Annotated in this window: 18 protein-coding genes; 1 reads left to right on the forward strand and 17 read right to left on the reverse strand. The window is 59.6% G+C overall.

Features of this window, described 5'->3' with window-relative positions; translation table 11 throughout:
• Nucleotides 1-10: 10 nt before the first annotated feature.
• The 7 genes from AC1RJ3_RS15260 to argH form a co-directional block, all read right to left on the reverse strand.
• A complete protein-coding gene (locus AC1RJ3_RS15260; protein ID WP_493079411.1) occupies nt 11-1360 on the reverse strand; it encodes an MmgE/PrpD family protein in 1350 nt (449 codons plus the stop codon).
• Nucleotides 1357-2244: a polysaccharide deacetylase family protein gene (locus tag AC1RJ3_RS15265; protein WP_493079412.1), complete on the reverse strand. Its 888-nt coding sequence runs from the start codon at nt 2242-2244 to the stop codon at nt 1357-1359. Before AC1RJ3_RS15265 ends, AC1RJ3_RS15260 begins: the two co-directional genes overlap by 4 nt.
• Nucleotides 2237-3085, reverse strand: coding sequence for a polysaccharide deacetylase family protein (locus AC1RJ3_RS15270; RefSeq protein ID WP_493079413.1), 849 nt, complete (start codon nt 3083-3085; stop codon nt 2237-2239). Before AC1RJ3_RS15270 ends, AC1RJ3_RS15265 begins: the two co-directional genes overlap by 8 nt.
• A gap of 233 nt (nt 3086-3318) precedes the next feature.
• Nucleotides 3319-4143 (reverse strand): ABC transporter substrate-binding protein, encoded by an 825-nt coding sequence (locus AC1RJ3_RS15275; RefSeq protein WP_054597475.1) that lies wholly within the window; start codon nt 4141-4143, stop codon nt 3319-3321.
• A gap of 24 nt (nt 4144-4167) precedes the next feature.
• A complete protein-coding gene (locus tag AC1RJ3_RS15280) occupies nt 4168-4932 on the reverse strand; it encodes an amino acid ABC transporter ATP-binding protein (protein WP_054597474.1) in 765 nt (254 codons plus the stop codon).
• A gap of 10 nt (nt 4933-4942) precedes the next feature.
• Nucleotides 4943-5818: an amino acid ABC transporter permease gene (locus AC1RJ3_RS15285; RefSeq protein WP_103318560.1), complete on the reverse strand. Its 876-nt coding sequence runs from the start codon at nt 5816-5818 to the stop codon at nt 4943-4945.
• A gap of 84 nt (nt 5819-5902) precedes the next feature.
• Entirely contained in the window at nt 5903-7330 is a 1428-nt protein-coding gene (gene argH / locus AC1RJ3_RS15290) for an argininosuccinate lyase (RefSeq protein ID WP_493079414.1), read from the reverse strand.
• A 294-nt stretch (nt 7331-7624) separates the two neighbouring features.
• On the opposite strand from argH, the gene AC1RJ3_RS15295 reads away from it, so the two are divergent.
• Nucleotides 7625-8590, forward strand: a complete 966-nt coding sequence (locus AC1RJ3_RS15295; protein WP_054597471.1) for a LysR family transcriptional regulator — start codon at nt 7625-7627, stop codon at nt 8588-8590.
• Between the two features lie 262 nt (nt 8591-8852).
• On the opposite strand, the gene AC1RJ3_RS15300 is transcribed toward AC1RJ3_RS15295, so the two are convergent.
• The 10 genes from AC1RJ3_RS15300 to arnB are packed head-to-tail and all read right to left on the reverse strand — an operon-like array spanning nt 8853 to nt 19842.
• Nucleotides 8853-9374: a GNAT family N-acetyltransferase gene (locus AC1RJ3_RS15300; protein WP_493079415.1), complete on the reverse strand. Its 522-nt coding sequence runs from the start codon at nt 9372-9374 to the stop codon at nt 8853-8855.
• Nucleotides 9375-9416: 42 nt separating this feature from the next.
• Nucleotides 9417-11024, reverse strand: a complete 1608-nt coding sequence (locus tag AC1RJ3_RS15305; RefSeq protein ID WP_493079416.1) for an ArnT family glycosyltransferase — start codon at nt 11022-11024, stop codon at nt 9417-9419.
• A 14-nt stretch (nt 11025-11038) separates the two neighbouring features.
• Nucleotides 11039-12412, reverse strand: coding sequence for a UDP-glucose dehydrogenase family protein (locus AC1RJ3_RS15310; protein WP_054597468.1), 1374 nt, complete (start codon nt 12410-12412; stop codon nt 11039-11041).
• Nucleotides 12409-12822, reverse strand: a complete 414-nt coding sequence (gene arnF, locus AC1RJ3_RS15315) for a 4-amino-4-deoxy-L-arabinose-phosphoundecaprenol flippase subunit ArnF (RefSeq protein ID WP_493079417.1) — start codon at nt 12820-12822, stop codon at nt 12409-12411. Before arnF ends, AC1RJ3_RS15310 begins: the two co-directional genes overlap by 4 nt.
• Nucleotides 12819-13163, reverse strand: a complete 345-nt coding sequence (arnE, locus tag AC1RJ3_RS15320) for a 4-amino-4-deoxy-L-arabinose-phosphoundecaprenol flippase subunit ArnE (protein WP_019690505.1) — start codon at nt 13161-13163, stop codon at nt 12819-12821. The genes arnF and arnE overlap by 4 nt, the downstream gene beginning before the upstream one ends.
• On the reverse strand, nt 13160-14809 hold the full coding sequence (gene arnT / locus AC1RJ3_RS15325) for a lipid IV(A) 4-amino-4-deoxy-L-arabinosyltransferase (RefSeq protein WP_054597467.1): 1650 nt from the start codon (nt 14807-14809) through the stop codon (nt 13160-13162). Before arnT ends, arnE begins: the two co-directional genes overlap by 4 nt.
• The gene (gene arnD, locus AC1RJ3_RS15330) at nt 14806-15690 is read right to left on the reverse strand and encodes a 4-deoxy-4-formamido-L-arabinose-phosphoundecaprenol deformylase (RefSeq protein ID WP_493079418.1); all 885 of its coding nucleotides are present in this window, start codon (nt 15688-15690) and stop codon (nt 14806-14808) included. The genes arnT and arnD overlap by 4 nt, the downstream gene beginning before the upstream one ends.
• Entirely contained in the window at nt 15690-17681 is a 1992-nt protein-coding gene (gene arnA, locus AC1RJ3_RS15335) for a bifunctional UDP-4-amino-4-deoxy-L-arabinose formyltransferase/UDP-glucuronic acid oxidase ArnA (RefSeq protein WP_054597465.1), read from the reverse strand. The genes arnD and arnA overlap by 1 nt, the downstream gene beginning before the upstream one ends.
• Nucleotides 17678-18697: an undecaprenyl-phosphate 4-deoxy-4-formamido-L-arabinose transferase gene (arnC, locus tag AC1RJ3_RS15340; RefSeq protein WP_054597464.1), complete on the reverse strand. Its 1020-nt coding sequence runs from the start codon at nt 18695-18697 to the stop codon at nt 17678-17680. Before arnC ends, arnA begins: the two co-directional genes overlap by 4 nt.
• Nucleotides 18698-18702: 5 nt before the next feature.
• Entirely contained in the window at nt 18703-19842 is a 1140-nt protein-coding gene (gene arnB, locus AC1RJ3_RS15345) for a UDP-4-amino-4-deoxy-L-arabinose aminotransferase (RefSeq protein WP_019690500.1), read from the reverse strand.
• Nucleotides 19843-20103 lie beyond the last annotated feature (261 nt).

Below are 20103 nucleotides of genomic sequence, written 5' to 3' on the forward strand. Positions count from 1 at the left end.
ACGAATGTCCTTATTCAATGATCTCGATCAACGTACCGACCGATTGCAGTTTTTCCAGTTGCCACAACCGCTCCAGCAACCCGGTCGCCTGTTCCACCGGCAGCACCCGCGTCGCCAGGCTGAGGAATTTCTCCTCCAGCGCTGCATCACTCAACGGATTCCCCGGCGCGCCCAACGGCACCTCGACACACAGGCTTGCCGTGCGACCATCGCGGCTGCGAATGCTCACGACCGGCTCGCCATCCTCTGACAGTTGCGGATCCACGACAAGGTGAATGCGCGACATCCAATGCGCGATTTCTGAGGTACTGCGTTGTTCGTCGTCATAGGCCTCAAGCCGGCAATGACCATGGACCAATCGAGCAGCGAGGGCATATGGCAGGCTCATTTGCGCGGCGGCCAAACTGCCGATATCGCGCCCGCCGCACATCTCGTTGAGAAAACCACACAGCGACACCTGAACGTCTTCCAACTCACCGGCTTCGATCTGCAATTGCTCCAGCAACAAACCCAAGGCATCGATGGCCGAATGCGTGCCACGGCATGATGCGTAGGGCTTGATCGAGCAGCGGGCGAGTTTCCACACCACCCCAAGGTCTGCGTCCAGCGCCTCGGGTTGCGCGTATTCCGCCGCGAGGGTCTTGAGAAAGCCGCCCCAGACGTCATCGAACAACTTGGTTGGCCCGCTGATCCCTTGCTCGGCAAACCGCGCTGCCAGCAATCCACCTTCGGCAGCGCGGCCGCTGTGGAGCTTTTTACTGTGCGAGCCGTCGTGGATAAACGCCCAGAGGCCGCCGCTGAAACTGCCGGCAATGCCTAGTGCGGCGAGGGTTTGTGCCGGATCAAGACCGAGTATTCGCGCACTGGCCGCTGCCGCGCCGAACACCCCGCAGGTGGCGGTCGAATGCCAACCGGCGCCGTTGTGCGCCGAGTAACCACCACAGGCCTCAAGCACCCGCCGACCGATCTCGTAGCCGATCACTACGGCGGTAATCAGCTCGCGGCCATTTACCGGCGTAGGCCTCAGGCTGACCGCTGCCATCACTGCGGGCAACACCACCGCGCCGGAGTGATCGCAGCCGCCGGTATCGTCCAGTTCCAGCGCATGGGCGGCAATCCCATTGAGCATCGCTGCCTGCGCGGCGCCGACATACTGCGCAGTGCCCCAGACCAGTGTTTGGCCAGTTTCATTGGCAAAGGTTTGCCGGACGGTGACGGCAATCTCACTGGCGGCCCCGGCCAGGATCGCGCCGACGGTATCCAGAATGTGTCGCTTGGCTTGTGCCACCAATGCCGGCGGCAAGTCTTCGAAACGGGTCTCGACGCAGAATTGCGCCAGGCGCTGCAATCGTTCACTCATGGCAAGTACGCTCGATAATGCCGCTCATACACGGCGGCTGGATGCTCCTCGTCCATCGGCACAGCGCGCTCGGCCCACCATTGGACGACGTCGCCAGCCGTGGCGATCCACACGTCGTCGTGTTGCTGGATACCCAGCAGCAACTCGCGCAGGACACCGATGCGTCCCGGGGTTGCGATGATCTCCGGGTGCAGGCGCAGCACGTAGCACAGGCCAAAACGATGAAACCCGGCAAAGTCCATTTGCAGGTTGGCCAAGGTATGGCTGTAAGAAGCAATCCGCGATTGCGCGGGTGGGACTGCCGGGCTCAGGTTGAACGCGAAGTACGGTTCGTCCTCCAGTTCATAGTGCATTGGCAGTTCGATCACCTCGGGCGCCGTTGGATGGGCGAACGGCAGATCATCGCCGCGCCAGCAGGACGACCAGCGAATGCCTTGCTCGCGTAACGCTTCGGTAAACCCCGGTGCCCAGTTGCCGGCGGGAATCCGGAAGCCCGTTGGACGCTGGCCGGTAATGTCGGCCAGTGCCCGACAGCCGTGCTCTAGGGCAACCGTCTGCTCTGCGAGGCTCAGGGTGTCGTAGTTCTGATGACGATAACCGGCGCAGGCAATTTCATGACCGGCGGCCTGGATCGAGCGGATATGGTCCGGGTTCTCTTCGGCAACGATACCCGGCACGCACCAACTGCTGGCAACCCCCAACTCCTTGAACAGTGCGAGCAAGCGTTCGACCCCGCGCTGGGTACCGTAGCGCCACACCGACAGGGTCTTGTCGCGGCCGGCGACTTCCGGGGCCTGGGTCAGGATGCCGTGTACGTCGTTGTAGTCGACGGTCAACACTACGGCGCACCGGTAGCCTTTGGGCCAGGTCGTCGAATCAGCCATGTTGATGCTCCTTGAGCCACCAGTGGGCGACATCGCGGCAGGTGGCGAACCACACGTCATCACGCTGGCGCATGTGTTCGAAAAGTTTCTCCAGCAGCAGAATGCGCCCCGGTTTACCGGTGATCTTCGGGTGGAAGAGGGTGGTCAGGCACAGTCCTTCATTCATCGCACCGTCGAATTCGCGGCACCAATTGTCGAGGGTCAGCTCATAGCTGGCGGTACGGTCCAGCCCCGAGGGAAAGTCCGGCGCGCGGGTGTAGGCGATGGAGGCGTAATCGTCCATTTCCCAGCGGCCGGGGATTTCCACCAACGGGGTATCAAAGCCCGGCACGTTCACCAGGTACGGCCGGTCATCGCCGCGCATGCTGCTGGAATAAGTGACGCCGGCTTCCACCAGCATGGCCGGCGTCTCGGCCCGCCAGTCGCCGGACGGGGTGCGAAAGCCTTCTGCGCGGATGTTCAAATGCTGCCAGAACACCTCGCTGCATTTATTCATGACGTCCTTTTGCTGCTCCAGCGTCAGCGCGTAAAAGGACTCGTGTTTGTAGCCGTGGTAAGCCACTTCATGCCCGCGCTCGATGATCGACTGGCACTGTTTCGGCCAGTTCTCCACGACCCAGGCCGGGACGAAGAAGGTGGTCGGGATGCGGAACTCATCAAGCAGGTCGAGTATCCGTGGCAAGGCCCGATACGGCCCGTAACCGCCAAAACCGAAATACTCGGGCTTGTGCCAGATCGAACCATTGAGCATCGCATCGCCGGTCGGGCCGTCGAGATCGAAGGCCAGGGCCAGGCAAGCGTTGTGGCCATCGGGCCAAGTCGGTTGAGGCGAGGAGGACATCGTGGCGCTCCAGTAATTTATGGGTGTAACACCCGTTGCATCCGTAACCCGCGTAACACTCGTAACCCCCGTAGCAGCTGCCGAGCCTGCGAGGCTGCGTTCGGTGGCGTAGCCGCCGCGAAATCAGATGACGCATTCTTTCAGGTAAACCGCGTACACAGACTTGCGAGGACTGCGTTCTCGAACGCAGCCTCGCAGGCTTGGCAGCTGCTACGAGGCAACGTATTTCAGCGTTACTTCCCGGCGTTGATGGTCACCGTCTTGATGGCACCCAACTCCAGATCCCACTTCTTCAAGATCGCCTGATAGCTGCCGTCATCAATCATGCTTTGCAGCGCGACTTTCACTGCCTCGCTCAACTCAGGTTTTTTCTTGCTGACGCCCAAACCGCTGAACTGCACCGAGATCGGCGCCCCCACGGTCTTGTAGGTGTCTTTTTCCTGGGTCTTCAGATACGACAGGGTTTCGCTGCCCTGCATGGCCGCATCGATGCGGCTCTGGCGCAGCTGCGCACGGGCGTCGGCGGAGCCTTCGGTGCCGATCACATTGATCGCCGGTTTACCCTTCGCTTCGCAGTTGGCCTTGCTCCACTCAGCGATTTCCGCCGGGAAAGTGGTACGTCGGCTGGTCCCGACTTTCTTGCCGCACAGGTCGGCAATTTCGTTGGTGTCCTTGTTCTTTTGCAGGGTGTAGAACTGCGGCCCGCTGGTGAAGTAGTCAACGAAGGTCACGCTCTGCTGACGCTCGGCGGTGTCGGTCATGCCCGACAGCACCACGTCCACACGGTCGGTGGTCAGGGCGTTGATCATTTGCTCGAAGCCGGTTTCCTGCCATTTGATTTTCACCCCCAGACGCTCGGCCAAGGCGTTGCCCAGGTCGTAGTCCAGACCGGTGAGGGTGTTGGTGGCCGGGTCCTTGAAATCCATCGGCGGATAGTTGGGCATGATCGCCACGACGATTTCGCCCTTGGCCTTGATGCTCGCGGGCAAATCAGCTGCCCAGGTCATCGAAGAGGCCATCAGGCCAGCCACTACTGCAGGGATAAGGAGGTTTTTCATGGTCGTTCTCTTTTTGAGTTGTCGTTAGGTGCGAACGGCAGAAATGAAGCTTTGGGTGCGCGGGTTTTGTGGACTTATTAGTATTTCTTCGGGGCTTCCTGCCTCCACGATCTGCCCGCCATCCATGAACACCATGCGATTGGAAACCTCGCGGGCGAAGCCCAGTTCATGGGTGACGACGATCATGGTCATGCCGGTCTGCGCCAGATCGCGCATCACCGACAGCACCTCACCGACCAGTTCCGGGTCGAGTGCCGAAGTGGGTTCATCGAACAGCATCAGCTTGGGCCGCATGGCCAGCGCCCGGGCAATGGCTACCCGTTGTTGCTGACCACCGGAGAGTTCGATCGGGTAGCTGTTGCGCTTGTCGGCCAGGCCGACGCGGGCCAGCAGTTCCAGGGCTTCTTCGTGCGCTTCCTTGGGCGAGCGCTTGAGCACCTGACACGGGCCTTCGACGATGTTTTGCAGCACAGTCATGTGCGGAAACAGGTTGAAACGCTGGAACACCATGCCGGTGGCTAGCCGCTGCCGGGCGATCTGCGACTCGTTGAGTTCATGCAGTTTGTTGCCGACGACGCGGTAGCCCACCAGTTCGCCGTCGACCCAGAGGCCGCCCTTGTCGATCTTTTCCAGCTGATTGACGCAGCGCAGCAGGGTGCTCTTACCAGAGCCGGACGGGCCGATGATGCACAGCACTTCGCCTTGCTCGACTTCGATGTTGATGTCCTTGAGCGCGTGGTACTGGTCGTAATATTTGTTCAGGCTCACGGCCTTGACGATGCTTCTCATGTCGGACTCCTCAAGAACGCTTGCCGGCGCCGCGAGCGAAACGACGCTCCAGACGGCTTTGACCAAAGGACAGGACTGTGACGGCGGCCAGGTACCAGATACCCGCGACGATCAGTAATTCCATGACCCGGGCGTTGGCGTAGTAGATGTTCTGGGCGTTGTAGAGCAGTTCCGAGTACTGGATCACGCTGGCGAGCGAGGTCATCTTGACCATGCCGATGAACTCGTTGCCGACCGGTGGAATGATGATGCGCATGGCCTGCGGCAGAATGATCCGGCGCAGCGCTTGCAGGCGCGGCATGCCGATCGACTTGGCCGCTTCGTACTGACCGGTGTCCACCGAGAGCAGGCCGGCGCGCACCACTTCAGCGGTGTAGGCGCCCTGGTTGATGCTCAGGCCCAGCAGTGCGGCGACGAAGGGCGTCATCAGGCTGACGGTATCGAGTTCGAACAGCCCGGGAATGCCGATGGTGGGAAATATCAACGCCAGGTTGAACCACAACAGCAGTTGCAGAATCAGTGGCGTACCGCGAAACAGCCAGGTGTACGTCACCGCGACATAGCGCAGGATCGGGTTCGCCGACATGCGCATAACAGCGGTGATCACCCCGAAGACAATCCCCAGCGCCATCGCCAGCACGGCCATGATAATGGTGTTGAGCAAGCCGAACAGAATCGCCTGGGAGGTCAGGAACTGGCCGATGTACGACCACTCGATCTTGCCCTCGGCGAAAGCCCTGACCAGGCCGACGATGGCGACGACGATCAGCGTGGCGAAGAAGATCCGCCCGTAGTAGCGCCGAGGTACATGCTCGTACTGAGTGATGTCGAACTGGTTTTCGGCTTTTTTGCGCTCCGCGAGGAGCTCTGCCTGAGTCTGGTTCATTTCGGTTCTCCGAACACGGGTGTTTCAGATCAACACAATCCCTGTAGGAGCAAGCTTTGCTCCTACAGGGGGTTGGTGCTTTATTCAGAGGCGGAAGCCTTGATAGTTTTCGGCCCATTGCTGCTGTGCGGCGAGGGCGGTTTTCAAGCGGCCGATCTGTTCACGGACCTGCTGCGGCGCGGTTCCGCCCCAGCCACTGCGGGCAGCGATGGCGGCTTCCAGGGTCAGGCTGTCGCGAACTTCGGGGGTCAGGCGCACATCGATCTCGGCCAGCAGCGCCGGTGAGGCTTCCCACAGTTCGATATCGTGTTTCTCACAGGCCTGAACCAGCGCTCCGGTGATTTCGTGGGCCTCCTTGAACGGCACACCGCGCACCGCCAGCCAGTCGGCGACCTCGGTGGCGAGAGTGAAGCCCAGCGGTGCCTGGCGACGCAGCTCTTTGACATTGACCTTCATGGTCGCAACCATCCCGGCCATGGCTGGCAGCACCAGCAGCAGGGTGTCGACGCTGTCGAGCACACCGTTCTTGTCTTCGCTCAAATCGCGGTTGTAAGACAGCGGCAGGGATTTGAGGGTCGACAGCAGACCGGTCAGGTTGCCGATCAAACGGCCGGCCTTGCCCCGCGCCAGTTCAGCGATGTCCGGGTTTTTCTTCTGCGGCATGATCGAACTGCCGGTGGCGTAGGCATCGTCCAGCGCAACCCAGCGAAATTGCCGCGAAGACCACAGGCAAAACTCTTCGGCCAGACGCGAGATGTTGACGCCGAGCATGCTCGCAACGAACAGGAACTCGGCAACGTGGTCTCGGCTGGCCACGGCGTCGATGGAGTTTTCGCAGACACCGCTGTAGCCCATTTCCTTCGCCGATTGCTGCGGCTGACGGGCGATAGCCGAACCGGCCATGGCCGCTGCACCCAATGGCGACAGGGAAGTGCGCACGTCCCAATCCACCAGACGTTGCACATCGCGCAGCATCGACTGGGCGTGGGCCAGCAAGTGATGGGCAAACACGATCGGTTGCGCCTGTTGCAGGTGAGTGAAACCCGGGCAAATGCTGTCGATGTGCAGCTCGGCCTGCTCGACCAGCGCCTGTTGCAGGGCCAGCACTTCGGTGGTCAGGGTGCGAGCGTGATCACGCAGAAACAGCCGCAGATCGTTGGCGGTCTGGTCGTTGCGCGAGCGTCCGGCGCGCAGCTTGCCACCCAGCGCCCCAAGGCGTTCAGTCAGCAGGCGCTCGATGAAGGTGTGGACGTCTTCGTCATCCAGCGTCGGGCTGACAAAGCCAGCACGGAAGTCTTCACCGATACGCTCCAGCGCATCGAGCATGGTTTGGGTTTCCTGTGCATCGAGCAAACCGGCGCGGTGCAGTTCCCCGGCATGGGCCTTGGAACCGGCCAGGTCGTAAGGGGTGAGGCGGAAGTACCGCTCAGGGCAGCGGGACAGGGCTGCCAGGGCTTCGGATGGACCGCTTTTGAAACGCGCCCCCCACAAACGATCGGTTGCTTGAGTCATTGTTGTTTTCCTCGTCGGTAACACGAACTGATGTCGTTACGCAGAGCCTTGAACACTCGCCGGGATCGTCCGGGCGTGGTTCGGCTCATGCAGTTTTCAAGAGGGCAGTTGCAAGTGGCGAGAGCTGATCGAAGTGTCAGCTTTTAATAGTTTCGAATCAGCGAGTTGGCGCTGATCGGGGGGAATTATTGGGAGTTGCCAAGCCTGGTTTTCTGTGTTCATTATTATTAGCCAGCGTTGTTTTTGTTGTTGGACACAGACTGTTGAATCGGGCGCCAGAGGTAAATAAGCATTATGGAAACCCCACTTTCCAATTCGGGAAACCCGCCGTTGAAAACGGCCCATCGAGCGCCTTTGGCCCTGAGCGGGCTGGACTTCAAACTGCTCAAAGTGTTCAAGGCAGTGGTCGAGGCCGGAGGTTTTAGTGCGGCTCAAAACGAGCTGAATGTGGGGCTGGCAGCCATCAGCAAACAGATCTCCGACCTTGAGATTCGCATTGGCATGCGCCTGTGTACTCGGGGTCGAGAGGGGTTTAATCTGACCGAAGAAGGGCGCCTGGTCTATCAGGCGTCGATTGACTTATTTGCCTCGGTCGACAACTTTCGAGACAAGCTTAGTTGCGCTCAAAATGAATTGATTGGCGACTTGGGAGTAGGGGTGATCGACAATACGATTACCGATGAAAACTCTCCGTTAGTTGCTGCATTGAAACGAATAAATGAAGAGTCGCCGAAGGTACGCTTTCAACTTCAGGCCTCGCAACTGGATGAAGTGGAAAGAGGCGTTGTAGAAGGGCGGTTGGTCGCCGGAATAGTGCCGGTTTATCAGAAAAGAGAAGAGTTCGATTACTTCACGTTGTATGAAGAAAGATCAGAGGCCTACTGCGCGGTGGGGCACCCGTTGTTCAGCGTTCCGAATGAGCAGATGGGCGAAGATGTGCTCAAGCAGCATGAGTTCATCAACCATCGCTACGCCATCCACCGAGACAAGCTGACGTTTGCCCGGTACGACAGTTTTTCCGCCTCGGCATCACAGGTCGAAGCGGTCGCCATGCTGATCAAAACCGGGCGCTTCCTGGGTTTTCTGCCACAGCACTATGCCGCGACTCTGGTTGCACAAGGCACGTTCAGAGCCCTGCGGCCGGACCTGATCAGTTTCAATACACCGTTCAATTTGATCCTGCGGCACAACACGGTGCGCAGTCCGTTGGTCAAGGCGTTTGCCCAAGCGTTGGGGGTGGATCTGAAGGCAGGTGTCTGAAATCAAGCGTGAATGCCAACTGGGTTGATAGCCGCTGATAACTCGGCGGAGTTGTCGCAGGCTTTGGCGTTTATAGCGCCTGCCAGGCAGTGTCGAACAGTTTTAAAAATGTTCGACGGACAAGTAAAACAGCGACTCTGTTTCACCTGAAGTATTGGCTGATATCGGTTCGAGACTGTTCGACGCAAGACCGGTTGATGACATGAAAGTGCTGGCCACAGGACAATGGTTCCTGCGGCTATCTCCCGCCGATACATACCCTTTACGATTTGATGCAATAACGCATCGCACACCGTCGGGCGCCAGGCAATCCATGGGCGATTTCCGCCTCCAGCACTGCCTGCAAGCGTTGATCGAGATCGAAAAATGCCAGGGTTTCAAAGCCGAACCGCTGATAAAACGGCTCGTTCCACGGCAGTTCGCGAAAGGTCGTCAGCGTCAGCGCGGTCAACCCGCTATGGCGTGCGTACTCAAGGGCGGTCTGCAACAACCTGCGCCCCAGGCCCTGGCCCTGAAACGCGCTGCTGACAGAAACCTCCTGGATATGCAGTTCGGTATCGACGGCATGGGCGCTGAGAAAACCCACGATTGATCCATTGGCCATCTCGGCAACCCAGACCTGCGCGGACTCTATGGCGCGCAGGTGCTGTTCGACGCTGGTCACGGGGGCGTCGGCAAGCCAGGCAAGTTCAGGGTCATTACGGAAGAGAATGGCAGCTGAGCGCTCTACGGCGGGCAGTGCGCTGGCATCGTCGAATTGGGCACGGCGGAGGGAGGGAGTCATGGGCGCAAGCTTAAGCAAGCGCCCAGACGATGTGCAACCCGTTCAGGGCTGCACGGGTACCAGATGCAGCAGGACGTAATCGTCCTTGTCGAAGTTCCCGTTCAGCACTGGTTGCAATGTTGCCAACCGAGAGCCTTTCAGGGCCTCGTAGTCACTTTTTTCCATCACCAGCCAGGCAGGGCCTTTCAGGTTTTCCAGTTCTTGCACTGAATGAGTGAAGACCGGGAACAGATCTTGCTCGACGTTGACCATGAACTTGATCGCCTTGGCGTCTTTGCCCATGGCGTGCAAGACCACAGGCGCCGGGTCTTTCTGGATCAGCTCAAAGGCTGCACGACTGAACGTACGGGTGTCGAAGAGCCTGCGCTCTGCGGGCTCGAACACCAGAATGTAGGTCGACCACAACGCCAGCACTGCGGTGAACGCCAGGCCCACTGCACGTACGCGTGGCTTGAACAACAGCCCCAGTGCGATCACCTGCAACACCCCGAGAATCGTCATCACCGCCGTCACCGAGGTGAGATGTTCCGGGAAGCGTCGCTTGGCGACCAGCAGCCCGACGATCAGCAGGCCAGGAATAAGTAGCCACAGGCCCTGCATCAGGCCGCGCAACCACTGGAATACCCGGCCCTGCGCGCCCTGGAACGGGTACGCGGCAATGATCGCGGCCATCGGCAGCATCGGCAGCATGTAGCGGGCTTTTTTCGCCATCGGAATCGACAGGCCAATCATCACGACCAGCCCGGCAGCGGTGCACAAGGTCAGCAGGCGCAACGCCGGTCCGCGATCCTTGCGGCCGAACAGCAAGACCGCGGCCAGCACCACGACTGCCAAGGGATACGCCAGCGCATAGTTGCCCAGCGAGCTGCTGAAGTAAAACAGCGGACCGCTCGCGCCTTCGCGGCCATCCATGCGCCCCATGAACTGCATGCGGATCACGTCTTGCACGAAGGTCGGACCGCCACTGGCGTTGGCCAGCCACAGCAACAAACCAATACCGGCTGCCAGCAGCAAAGCTGCCAGCAAGCCGATCGTGATCATCCGCCGCCACTGGCCATTGAGCAGGTAATAACTGCACAAGACGCCGGTAGGCACCACCAGGCCGACAGGCCCGCGAATGGCAAAACCGAGCACCAGCAACGCGAGTATCAGCGGCAGTCGTCGCGGTGCCTGAAAGTGGTCAGCGGCATAGCCCAGATAGAACACGGCGAAGGTCACGGCCGCGACCATCTGGTCGAGGGACACGGCGCGGGTTTCGGTGATGAAGGTATTGCTCAGCATCATCAAGGCAATGCTGATCAGCGCCCAGGTTCTGGAGTAGGGCGCTACCAACCGGTACATCAGCGTGACAATCGTCGCTGAGGCAATGGCGCTGGGTAACCAGGCCGTGAACGCGTTTACCTGGCCAAAGGGCAGCGAAAGCAGCCAGGTAAAAAACGTCGAGGTAGCCCAGTAATCAGCGTAAGGCTGGCCATAGGTGGTCGGGAAGAATCCCGGCCCATGGCGCAGCATTTCCTGGGCAAACAGTACAAACCGCGTGTCGAACCCGATCGCCGATTGCTGGTAGACCCCGGCGCAGAACAGCAGCAGCGCCAGTAGCCCCAGACCTAACGATTGTTGACGGATCCCTGTCGATGGATATGCGTGCACGCGGCCTCCTGGGCTTAGACGGACGAAGCTGGCCACTGTTGCTGAGGGATTGGCAGGTTGCGCGACTCGCCACGACCCATCGGGAAGTACTTGAAGCCTTTACGTGCCAGGCGTTCGGCGTCGTACAGGTTGCGACCGTCGAAGATCACCGGAGCTTTGAGACGCTCTTCGATCAACTTGAAGTCCGGCGCCTTGAACTGTTGCCATTCGGTGCAAACGATCAACGCGTCTGCGCCAACCAGCGCGGACTCCGGAGTACCCATCAGCGACAGGTTCGGTTGATCCGGGTACAGGCGTTGAGTTTCCTGCATGGCTTCAGGGTCGAATGCACGTACGTGTGCGCCGGCAGCCCACAACGATTCCATCAGCACGCGGCTTGGCGCATCGCGCATGTCGTCGGTGTTGGGTTTGAATGCCAGGCCCCAGAGGGCGAAGGTCTTGCCTTTCAGCTCGCCTTTGTAGAACGCGTTGATGCGTTCGAACAGCTTGTGTTTCTGCCGCTGGTTGATGGCCTCGACCGCTTCCAGCAGGTCGCTGGAGCAATTGGCTTCCTGGGCGCTGTGGATCAATGCGCGCATATCTTTCGGGAAGCACGAACCGCCATAGCCGCAGCCAGGGTAGATGAAGTGGTAGCCGATGCGCTGGTCTGCACCGATGCCCATGCGTACGGCTTCGATATCCGCACCCAGGTGTTCGGCCAGTTCGGCGATCTGGTTGATAAAGCTGATTTTGGTCGCGAGCATGCAGTTGGCTGCGTACTTGGTCAGCTCGGCGCTGCGCAGGTCCATGAACATGATGCGGTCATGGTTGCGGTTGAAGGGGGCGTAGAGGTCGCGCATCACTTCACGGACTTCTTCACGTTCGCAACCGATGACGATGCGGTCAGGGCGGCGGCAGTCGCTGACGGCCGAGCCTTCCTTGAGGAATTCCGGGTTGGAGACGATATCGAATTCCAGGGTGCGCCCGGCTTTTTTCAGCACGCCTTCAATGTGCGCGCGCAGGGTGTCGCCGGTGCCGACAGGAACAGTGGACTTTTCCACGAGAATCAGCGGCTCGACGCGATGGCGTGCAACTGCATCACCCACGGACAAGACATATTTCAGGTCGGCCGAGCCGTCCTCGTCAGACGGTGTGCCGACAGCGATGAACAGGACCTGACCGTGCTCGATGGCCATTTTCTCGTCGCTGGTGAAGTGCAGGCGCCCGCTCTCCAGGTTCTCCTTGACCATGCTCTCCAGCCCTGGTTCAAAGATAGTGACGTGGCCTTTCTGCAGCATTTTGATCTTGTTCTGATCGACGTCCATGCAGACGACATCATGACCGACTTCAGCCAGGACAGTCGCCTGCACCAGACCGACATAACCGCTACCAATTACACTGATTTTCATGAGGCATTCCTGACTTCTGTGGCGCGAGCAGTTCGAGAGTTGATAGTGATGACACCGAGGATGACCAAGGCCACCCCGAGTGTTTTGGAAAGACTGAAGTTTTCGTTGAACAGCGGCAGGCTGGCGGCCAATAGATACACCAGTGCATAGCTGATACTCAACAGCGAGTAGGCCCGGCCCAGCGGCAGATCGCGCAGAGCGACGAGCCAGCACAGCATGGACAGGGCGTAAGCGCAGATCGACGCAAGGACCACGCCGATCGCGAGCAAGTCGATGCTGCCGTTGCTCAGGGCCTGCAGCCACTGATCGGGCAGTGGCAAATGGCTCATGCTCCAGCGCATGCCCAACTGGGCCGCACTGACCAGCGCGACGCTGCCCATGGCAAAGCTGATTCCACGACGAAGGCTCATGCGTGCCTCCCGAGCAGAACGACGCCGGCAATGATCAGCGCAACACCGATCCAGTGACGGCGATCAATGGTTTCGTGGAAGACGAAGTGGGCGGCCAGGGTGATCAGCACAAAGTTGAGGCTGAGCATCGGGTAGGCGATACCGACTTCCAGGCGCTGCAACACCAGCAGCCATACCAGCAGGCCAAAGCCCAGGCATGCCAGCGCCAGCCACAACCACGGCGAGAGCAGTTTTTCGCTCCATCCGGAGTCCTTGCCGCGCCAGCTTTCCACGGCGTATTTCTGGGCGATCTGGCCCATGCAGGTCAGCAGACAGGCGGACAACAGCAAAATCAGGGTCATGGCGCGCTCTGTGGAATGATCAGAATGACCATGTTGCCTTGCTCGTAACGCTTGCCATCCTTGGGCAGCAGGTCGAGTTCGTGGACTTCATCGTCACCCTTGACGCGCATGACGACACCCACCGGGCCGGTCTTGCGGGCTTCGCTCATCCACTGTTGCACGTGGTCGGTATCGACCCGACGTGCCGCGGCATCCGGGTAGTCGAGGCCATATTTCACTTCGCCGATGGTGTTGTACAACGCCACTTCAGGGCGTTGCAGACGCCAGGCCGCCGCGGAGGCAGCACCCAGGTCATTGCTCAGCAGGCTTTTGGTCTGGCTGAGTTCGTCAATGTGCTGGAGGACAAACTGGTCGGGCATCTTGTTGTAGACCACCGAGTGCGGCAATGCAGCCGGCAGGATGGCGATCAGCAGTCCGCTGCCGATTGCCGGCGCAGCCCATGCGCTCAACGGTCGAACCACCAGCAACAGGTTGGACAGGATCCAGCCCATGAGCACGATGAACACCAGCACCAGGCTGTGCATTTCATCGACATACACGGGTTTTTTCAGTTGCAGGTAAACCATCGCCAGCAAGGTGGTCAGGCCGATGACCAGGTTCAGCAGGCCGTTGACCTTGAACAGCCGGCTTTGCCCCAGGTTCAGTCGGTCAATCAATGCGTTCCCCATCAACAGCGCCAGGGGCAACAGGCACGGCAGGATGTAGGTTGGCAACTTGCCTTTGCTCAGGCTGAAAAACGCCAACGGCAGGACCAGCCACAGCAGCAGGAAGCCGGTGCTGGCCTGACGTCTGGTTTGCCACGCTTGCTTGAGCGCCGACGGCAGGAATGCCGCCCACGGCAGGCTGAACGCTACCAGCATCGGCAGGTAGAACCACCACGGCGCTGCGTGCTGCGCGTCGTCACCGGCAAAGCGGCGAATGTGCTCGTGCCAGAAGAAGAAACGCCAGTAGTCGGGTTCCTGCGCATGCACGGCCAGGACCCACGGCAGGCTGACGACAATCGCGACCACGATAGCCATCGGGCCGTAGGCCAACAGTTCACGCCAGCGTTTTTGCCAGATCATGTAGGGCAGGGCGATCAATACCGGCAGCAACCAGGCGAGGAAACCCTTGGTCAGGAAGCCCATGCCGCAGGCCAGTCCCAGGGTTGCCCAACTCATCAGCCGCGCATTGCGACTGCTGCTGTCCAGCGCAAACCACAAGGCTACCAGGCTCAGGTTGACCCAGAACGTGAATTGCGGGTCGAGGTTGGAATAGCCGCCTTGACCGGCGACCACGGCGAAACTCATGTAGAGCAATGCGCTGGCGATGCTTTTACGCGGATCGTTCCAGAGCCTGCGTGCGATCAGGTAGGTCAGCACGATGCTCAAACCGGTCGCGAGTGCCGATGCGACACGCACCCCGAACAGGTTCTCACCGAACACGGCCTGGCCGATGGCGATCATCCAGTAACCGGCAATCGGTTTCTCGAAATAACGCAGGCCCATGAAATGCGGCGACACCCAGTTGCCACTCAGGAGCATTTCCTGACTGACCTGGGCGTAACGGGTTTCATCCGGAATCCACAGACCATGCGTGCCCAGCGGCAACAGATAGACCAGACCGAAAGCGATAAGCAGTAACGGCAAAGCCCAGCGTTTGCTCATGCGCCTTGCACTCCCAACCATCCTTCTCGGCCTTCAAGGGCGCCACGTATTACGCGCCCCTGAGGCAGGGTTGTCGGTTGGGCGGGCAAAAGGTTACCCAGCGGCTGGAACTGGAAGTCACGCTGACGCGCATCAACCAGCAGTTGACGGAAATCGTTTGCCATCAGAATCCCTTCTACCTCCGCATGTATCGTATATACGTTCAGCTTCGAGGGGCTGAATCGGTCAAGAATGTATGAGTTGAACTCATTGGCTGCTACGACGGGACCCACCACTTCATCGAAGGTTGGCAAGTCGACCGGAATTTGTGGCGTGCCGAGGCTGCCGTCTGCCAGCCGAGGCTGGAACAGGCTTTGTCCGCGACAGTCGCTGTTGTAACGGAAGCCAAAATGCTGCTTGGCCTCGATGACCCGCTCATCGGCACGCCAACCGGCGGCCGCCGAACAGTCCACGCGCTGCCCGATAATATCGCTGAGGGTGTCGACGCCCCGGCGAATCTGTTCGATCAGCTCGGCGTCGCTCCAGCGCCCTGCGTTGGCTTGCCAGCCGTGGTGATCCCAGGCGTGCAAACCCACTTCATGGCCAGCCGCGAGGGTCTGGCGCATCAGGTGCCCCAGGTCACGGCCGATGGGCTTGCCTGGCCAGGCGGTGCCGGCCAGCAAGATGTCCCAGCCGTACAGACCTGCGGCATTGGAGCGGAGCATTTTCCAGAGAAACTGCGGACGGATGAGGCGCCATAAATGGCGCCCCATGTTGTCCGGACCAACGCTGAAAAAAAACGTCGCCTTGACTTGTGCTTCATCGAGCATCTCCAACAACCGGGGTACCCCCTCACGGGTACCTCGGTAGGTGTCGACATCGATCCGAAGACCTGCCTGCATCAGCGCTTGTCCGCGATTTCGAGCATGGCTTCGCGCAGGAAGAAGTCCAGCGTGTTACCGATGGTTTCGCTCATCTCAACGGTTGGCTCCCAGTTCAGCAGGCGCTTGGCGTTTTCGATGCTTGGCTTGCGGTGTTCCACGTCCTGGTAGCCAGCGCCGTAGAAGGCCTTGCTCTCTACGTCGCGGAAACCGGCGAACGGAGGGAAGTTGGCGCGCAGTGGGTGAGCTTCGAACTGACGCAGCAGCTCTTCGCCCAGTTGACGGATGCTGGCTTCGTTGTCCGGGTTACCGATGTTGATGACCTGGCCGTTGCACGAATCGTTTTCGTTATCAACGATACGGGCCAGGGCTTCGATGCCGTCGGCGATGTCAGTGAAGCAGCGCTTCTGCTCGCCGCCGTCGAACAGACGGATCGGGGTGCCTTCCACCAGGTTCAGGATCAGTTGGGTGATGGCGCGGGAGCTACCGATACGTGCCGAGTCCAGACGGTCCAGGCGTGGACCCATCCAGTTGAACGGACGGAACAGGGTGAAGTTCAGGCCTTTGGCGCCGTAGGCCCAGATCACGCGGTCCAGCAGTTGCTTGGAGACCGAGTAGATCCAGCGTTGCTTGTTGATCGGACCAACGATCAGGTTCGAGGTGTCTTCGTCGAAGTTCTTGTCCTGGCACATGCCGTAGACTTCGGAAGTCGACGGGAAGATCACGCGCTTGTTGTACTTCACGCAGTAGCGAACCAGTTTCAGGTTCTCTTCGAAGTCCAGTTCGAATACGCGCAGTGGGTTGCGGGTGTATTCGATTGGAGTGGCGATGGCCACCAGCGGCAGAACCACGTCGCACTTCTTGATGTGATATTCGATCCACTCGGAGTGAATGCTGATATCGCCTTCGACGAAGTGGAAGTTCGGGTGGCTGCGCAGACGCTCGATAGCGTCGGAACCGATGTCCAGACCATAGACGTCGTACTTGTCGTCACGCAGCAGGCGCTCGGACAGGTGGTTACCGATGAAGCCGTTGACGCCGAGGATCAGTACGCGGGTACGACGCGGGGCACGGCCCGATTCAGCGCCACGCAGTACGGAACCGTCGACCAGACCGAGCTCATTGGCCAGTTGCGGGCCGCTCAGGTACAGACCGTTTTCGTTACGCTGGCCGGAAGTGACAACCAGCGAGTCTTCGCCGCAAGCGATACGCAGCGGATCAACGCTGATCACACGGCCTGGTGCCAGACCTTCGTTGCCCTTGACGACTTCAGCGCTCCAGACAATCAGTTTGTGCTCGCCCACGGCGCAGAAAGCACCCGGGTAAGGTTGGGTCACGGCGCGAACCAGGTTGAACAGCTCTTCAGCCGGCTTCTTCCAAACCAGCTTGCCGTCTGCCGCGGTACGACGACCGTAAACAGAGGCTTTGGATTCGTCCTGGGCGGTTTCGGTGATTTTGCCCTGAGCCAGCAATGGCAGGGTGTCACGCAGCAGGTTCGAAGCAGCTTCGCGCAGCTTGCCGTGCAGGGTTAGTGCGGTGTCGGCACGCTCGATCGCGACGCGTTGCTGGGCAATGATTGCGCCAGCGTCGGCACGCTTGACCATGCGGTGCAGGGTTACGCCGGTTTCGGTTTCACCGTTGACCAGTACCCAGTTTGCTGGAGCGCGGCCGCGGTAGGTTGGCAGCAACGAACCGTGCAGGTTGAACGCGCCTTTGCGGGCGGTAGCCAGCAGTTGTTCGCCCAACAGGTTGCGGTAGTAGAACGAGAACAGGTAGTCCGGGTTCAGCTTGGCAATGCGCTCGATCCACAGTGGGTGGTTGACGTCTTCCGGTGCGTGCACAGGAATGCCTTTGCGGGCGCACAGTTGAGCGACCGAGCCGTAGAAGGTGTTTTCCTTCGGATCGTCGGCGTGGGTGAACACGGCAGCAATCTCGAAACCTGCGTTGAGCAGTGCTTCGATACCTGCACAGCCAATGTCGTGATAGGCGAAAACAACAGCTTTTGAACTCATGGCGAAACCTGATCAGTAGTGGTGGAAGGCAGACCGTCGACAGTGGCAACGGGAGCAGGACTAGCGGGTTTGTTACGTAGGATTTTTTCGATAAAGAACCGCGGACGGGCGCGGACATCGCTGTACATGCGGCCCAGGTATTCACCCAGAAGGCCCATGCCGATGAATTGGCCGCCAGTGAACACAAAGAGCACGGCGAACAGTACGAAGGTGCCACCTCCTGCCCAGCTGGCGCCGAAGATCAGGCGCAGGAAGATCAGCAGGAAGGCAAACAACATGCCCAGCGCCGCCAGACTGAAACCGATGATGCTCAGCAGTCGCAGCGGGGTAGTGGTCATGCAGGTCAGCAGATCGAACATCAGGCTGATCAGGCGCATCGGGCTGTACTTCGACTCGCCATGCTCGCGCTCGGCGTGCTGCACCAGAATCTCGGTGGTGTGGCGGGCGAAGCTGTTGGCCAGGATCGGGATGAAGGTGCTGCGTTCACGGCAGGCCAGCATGGCGTCGACGATGGTGCGGCGGTAGGCGCGCAGCATGCAGCCGTAATCGCTCATGGCGACACCGGTGGAGCGTTGCACGGCCAGGTTGATCAGTTTCGACGGCCAGCGGCGCAGGGCCGAGTCCTGGCGATTGTTGCGCACGGTGGCAACCACGTCGTAGCCCAGCTCGGCCTGTTCCACCAGACGGGGGATTTCTTCCGGCGGGTTCTGCAGGTCGGCGTCGAGGGTAATGACCACATCGCCTTTGCAATGCTCGAAACCGGCCATGATTGCCGCGTGCTGGCCGTAGTTGCGATTGAGAATGACCGCAACGACCTGGCTGCCTTCGCGTTCGGCGGCTTCTTCGAGAATTTGCGCCGAATTGTCACGGCTGCCGTCATCGACCAGGACGATTTCGTACTCGTGTTTGAGTAGCTGACAGGCCGCTTCGGTCCGGCGCAGCAATTCAGGCAGGCTTTCTTCTTCGTTGTAGACCGGGATAACGATCGACACGCAGTTAATTGGATATGGCTTCAAAGGCTTCAGTCCAGAATGTTTTCAATGGCGCCAACGACGCGTTCGACATCGTCGGTAGTCATGTCGGGGAACAGCGGGATCGAGCACAGTCGTGCCGAGTTCCATTCGGTATTGGGCAGATGAATGCCCGGGAATCGCTGACGGTAGTAAGTGTGCAGGTGGGTGGCCACAAAGTGAATACCCGTACCGATATTCTGTTCTTGCAGGGCCTTCATGAACGCCTCGCGATCCATCCCGCAACGCTCGGCGTCGATGCGCAGTATAAACAGGTGCCAGGCGTGTTGTTGCGGGTAGGTCGGCACACTCAGCGGTTGTACCGGCAGGCCTTCGAGGCGTTGCAGGTAGGTCTGCGCCAATGCGGTGCGTTTGGCGTTGATCTCGTCGAGGCGCTGTAGCTGCACCAGTGCAATGGCTGCGTTGATGTCGGCCAGGTTGTACTTGAAGCCAGGCTCGATGACCATGGCCTGAGGTTTACGGCCGTGGGTCAGGCGATCGTAGGCGTCTACGCCGAGGCCATGGAACTTGAGCATGCGCACTCGATCGGCCAGCGCTTGATTGTCGCTGACGAACATTGCGCCTTCGGCGCAGGTCATGTTCTTGATCGCGTGGAACGAGAAGATCGCGGTGCCCTGAGCGCCAATGGCGCGGCCACGGTAACGGGTACCGGCGGCATGGGCGGCGTCTTCGATGACGGCGATGCCATGTTTGTCTGCCAGCGCATAGAGTGGGTCGAGATCAAACGCAGCACCGGCGTAGTGCACCGGGATGATGGCTTTGGTGCGCGGGGTAATGGCGGCTTCGATGGCCTGGACATCGGTCATCAGGGTGTCACGGTCGACGTCGACAAATACCGGGGTAGCGCCCAACAGGCAGATCATGTTGGCGGTCGAGACCCAGGTCTGCGAAGGCGTGATCACTTCATCGCCAGGGCCGATACCCAGCGCCAGTAGCGTGATGTGCATGCCACCGGTTGCAGAAGACAGTGCGACGGCGTGCTGGCAGCCTGTGTACTGTGCGAATTGCTCCTCCAGCTCCTGGTTTTTCGGCCCGGTGGTGATCCAGCCAGAGCGCAACACCTGCTCAACGGCGGCAATTTCTTCATCACCGATGCTTGGGCGAGAGAAGGGGAGAAAAGCCTGATTCATGTGGACCTCGGGTTTGGATATGTCAACAGCCCTTGAAGGCGGCAAGTCGGAGCACAACTTGCGAATCAGCTCGAAGCGGTGCCTCGAGGCGAAGTCGGTGACAGCGTAGACGAAAAAACAAAAAGTATATCAATCAGTTAACCAATCTTCTGGAAAAAGTGCACTAATTGACTTTTATTTTGTCGCTCCGCAGTTTGAGTGGCCCAAAGGCATCGCTCCGGATGCGCAGAGGGTAATCTCGAAAATGTGAAAGGGACATGA

Source organism: Pseudomonas sp. GW822-FHT04C11 (assembly GCF_058800905.1).

Excerpts from the sequence above, each read along its gene's own strand:
- AC1RJ3_RS15280 (WP_054597474.1), bottom strand. The coding sequence starts at position 4,932 with ATGAGAAGCATCGTCAAGGCCGTGAGCCTGAACAAATATTACGACCAG.
- arnD (WP_493079418.1), bottom strand. The coding sequence starts at position 15,690 with ATGCAGGCAGGTCTTCGGATCGATGTCGACACCTACCGAGGTACCCGT.
- arnB (WP_019690500.1), bottom strand. The coding sequence starts at position 19,842 with ATGAATCAGGCTTTTCTCCCCTTCTCTCGCCCAAGCATCGGTGATGAA.
- AC1RJ3_RS15295 (WP_054597471.1), top strand. The coding sequence starts at position 7,625 with ATGGAAACCCCACTTTCCAATTCGGGAAACCCGCCGTTGAAAACGGCC.
- AC1RJ3_RS15270 (WP_493079413.1), bottom strand. The coding sequence starts at position 3,085 with ATGTCCTCCTCGCCTCAACCGACTTGGCCCGATGGCCACAACGCTTGC.
- AC1RJ3_RS15275 (WP_054597475.1), bottom strand. The coding sequence starts at position 4,143 with ATGAAAAACCTCCTTATCCCTGCAGTAGTGGCTGGCCTGATGGCCTCT.
- AC1RJ3_RS15310 (WP_054597468.1), bottom strand. The coding sequence starts at position 12,412 with ATGAAAATCAGTGTAATTGGTAGCGGTTATGTCGGTCTGGTGCAGGCG.
- arnF (WP_493079417.1), bottom strand. The coding sequence starts at position 12,822 with ATGAGCCTTCGTCGTGGAATCAGCTTTGCCATGGGCAGCGTCGCGCTG.
- AC1RJ3_RS15300 (WP_493079415.1), bottom strand. The coding sequence starts at position 9,374 with ATGACTCCCTCCCTCCGCCGTGCCCAATTCGACGATGCCAGCGCACTG.
- AC1RJ3_RS15260 (WP_493079411.1), bottom strand. The coding sequence starts at position 1,360 with ATGAGTGAACGATTGCAGCGCCTGGCGCAATTCTGCGTCGAGACCCGT.
- arnT (WP_054597467.1), bottom strand. The coding sequence starts at position 14,809 with ATGAGCAAACGCTGGGCTTTGCCGTTACTGCTTATCGCTTTCGGTCTG.
- arnE (WP_019690505.1), bottom strand. The coding sequence starts at position 13,163 with ATGACCCTGATTTTGCTGTTGTCCGCCTGTCTGCTGACCTGCATGGGC.
- arnA (WP_054597465.1), bottom strand. The coding sequence starts at position 17,681 with ATGAGTTCAAAAGCTGTTGTTTTCGCCTATCACGACATTGGCTGTGCA.
- AC1RJ3_RS15265 (WP_493079412.1), bottom strand. The coding sequence starts at position 2,244 with ATGGCTGATTCGACGACCTGGCCCAAAGGCTACCGGTGCGCCGTAGTG.
- AC1RJ3_RS15285 (WP_103318560.1), bottom strand. The coding sequence starts at position 5,818 with ATGAACCAGACTCAGGCAGAGCTCCTCGCGGAGCGCAAAAAAGCCGAA.
- argH (WP_493079414.1), bottom strand. The coding sequence starts at position 7,330 with ATGACTCAAGCAACCGATCGTTTGTGGGGGGCGCGTTTCAAAAGCGGT.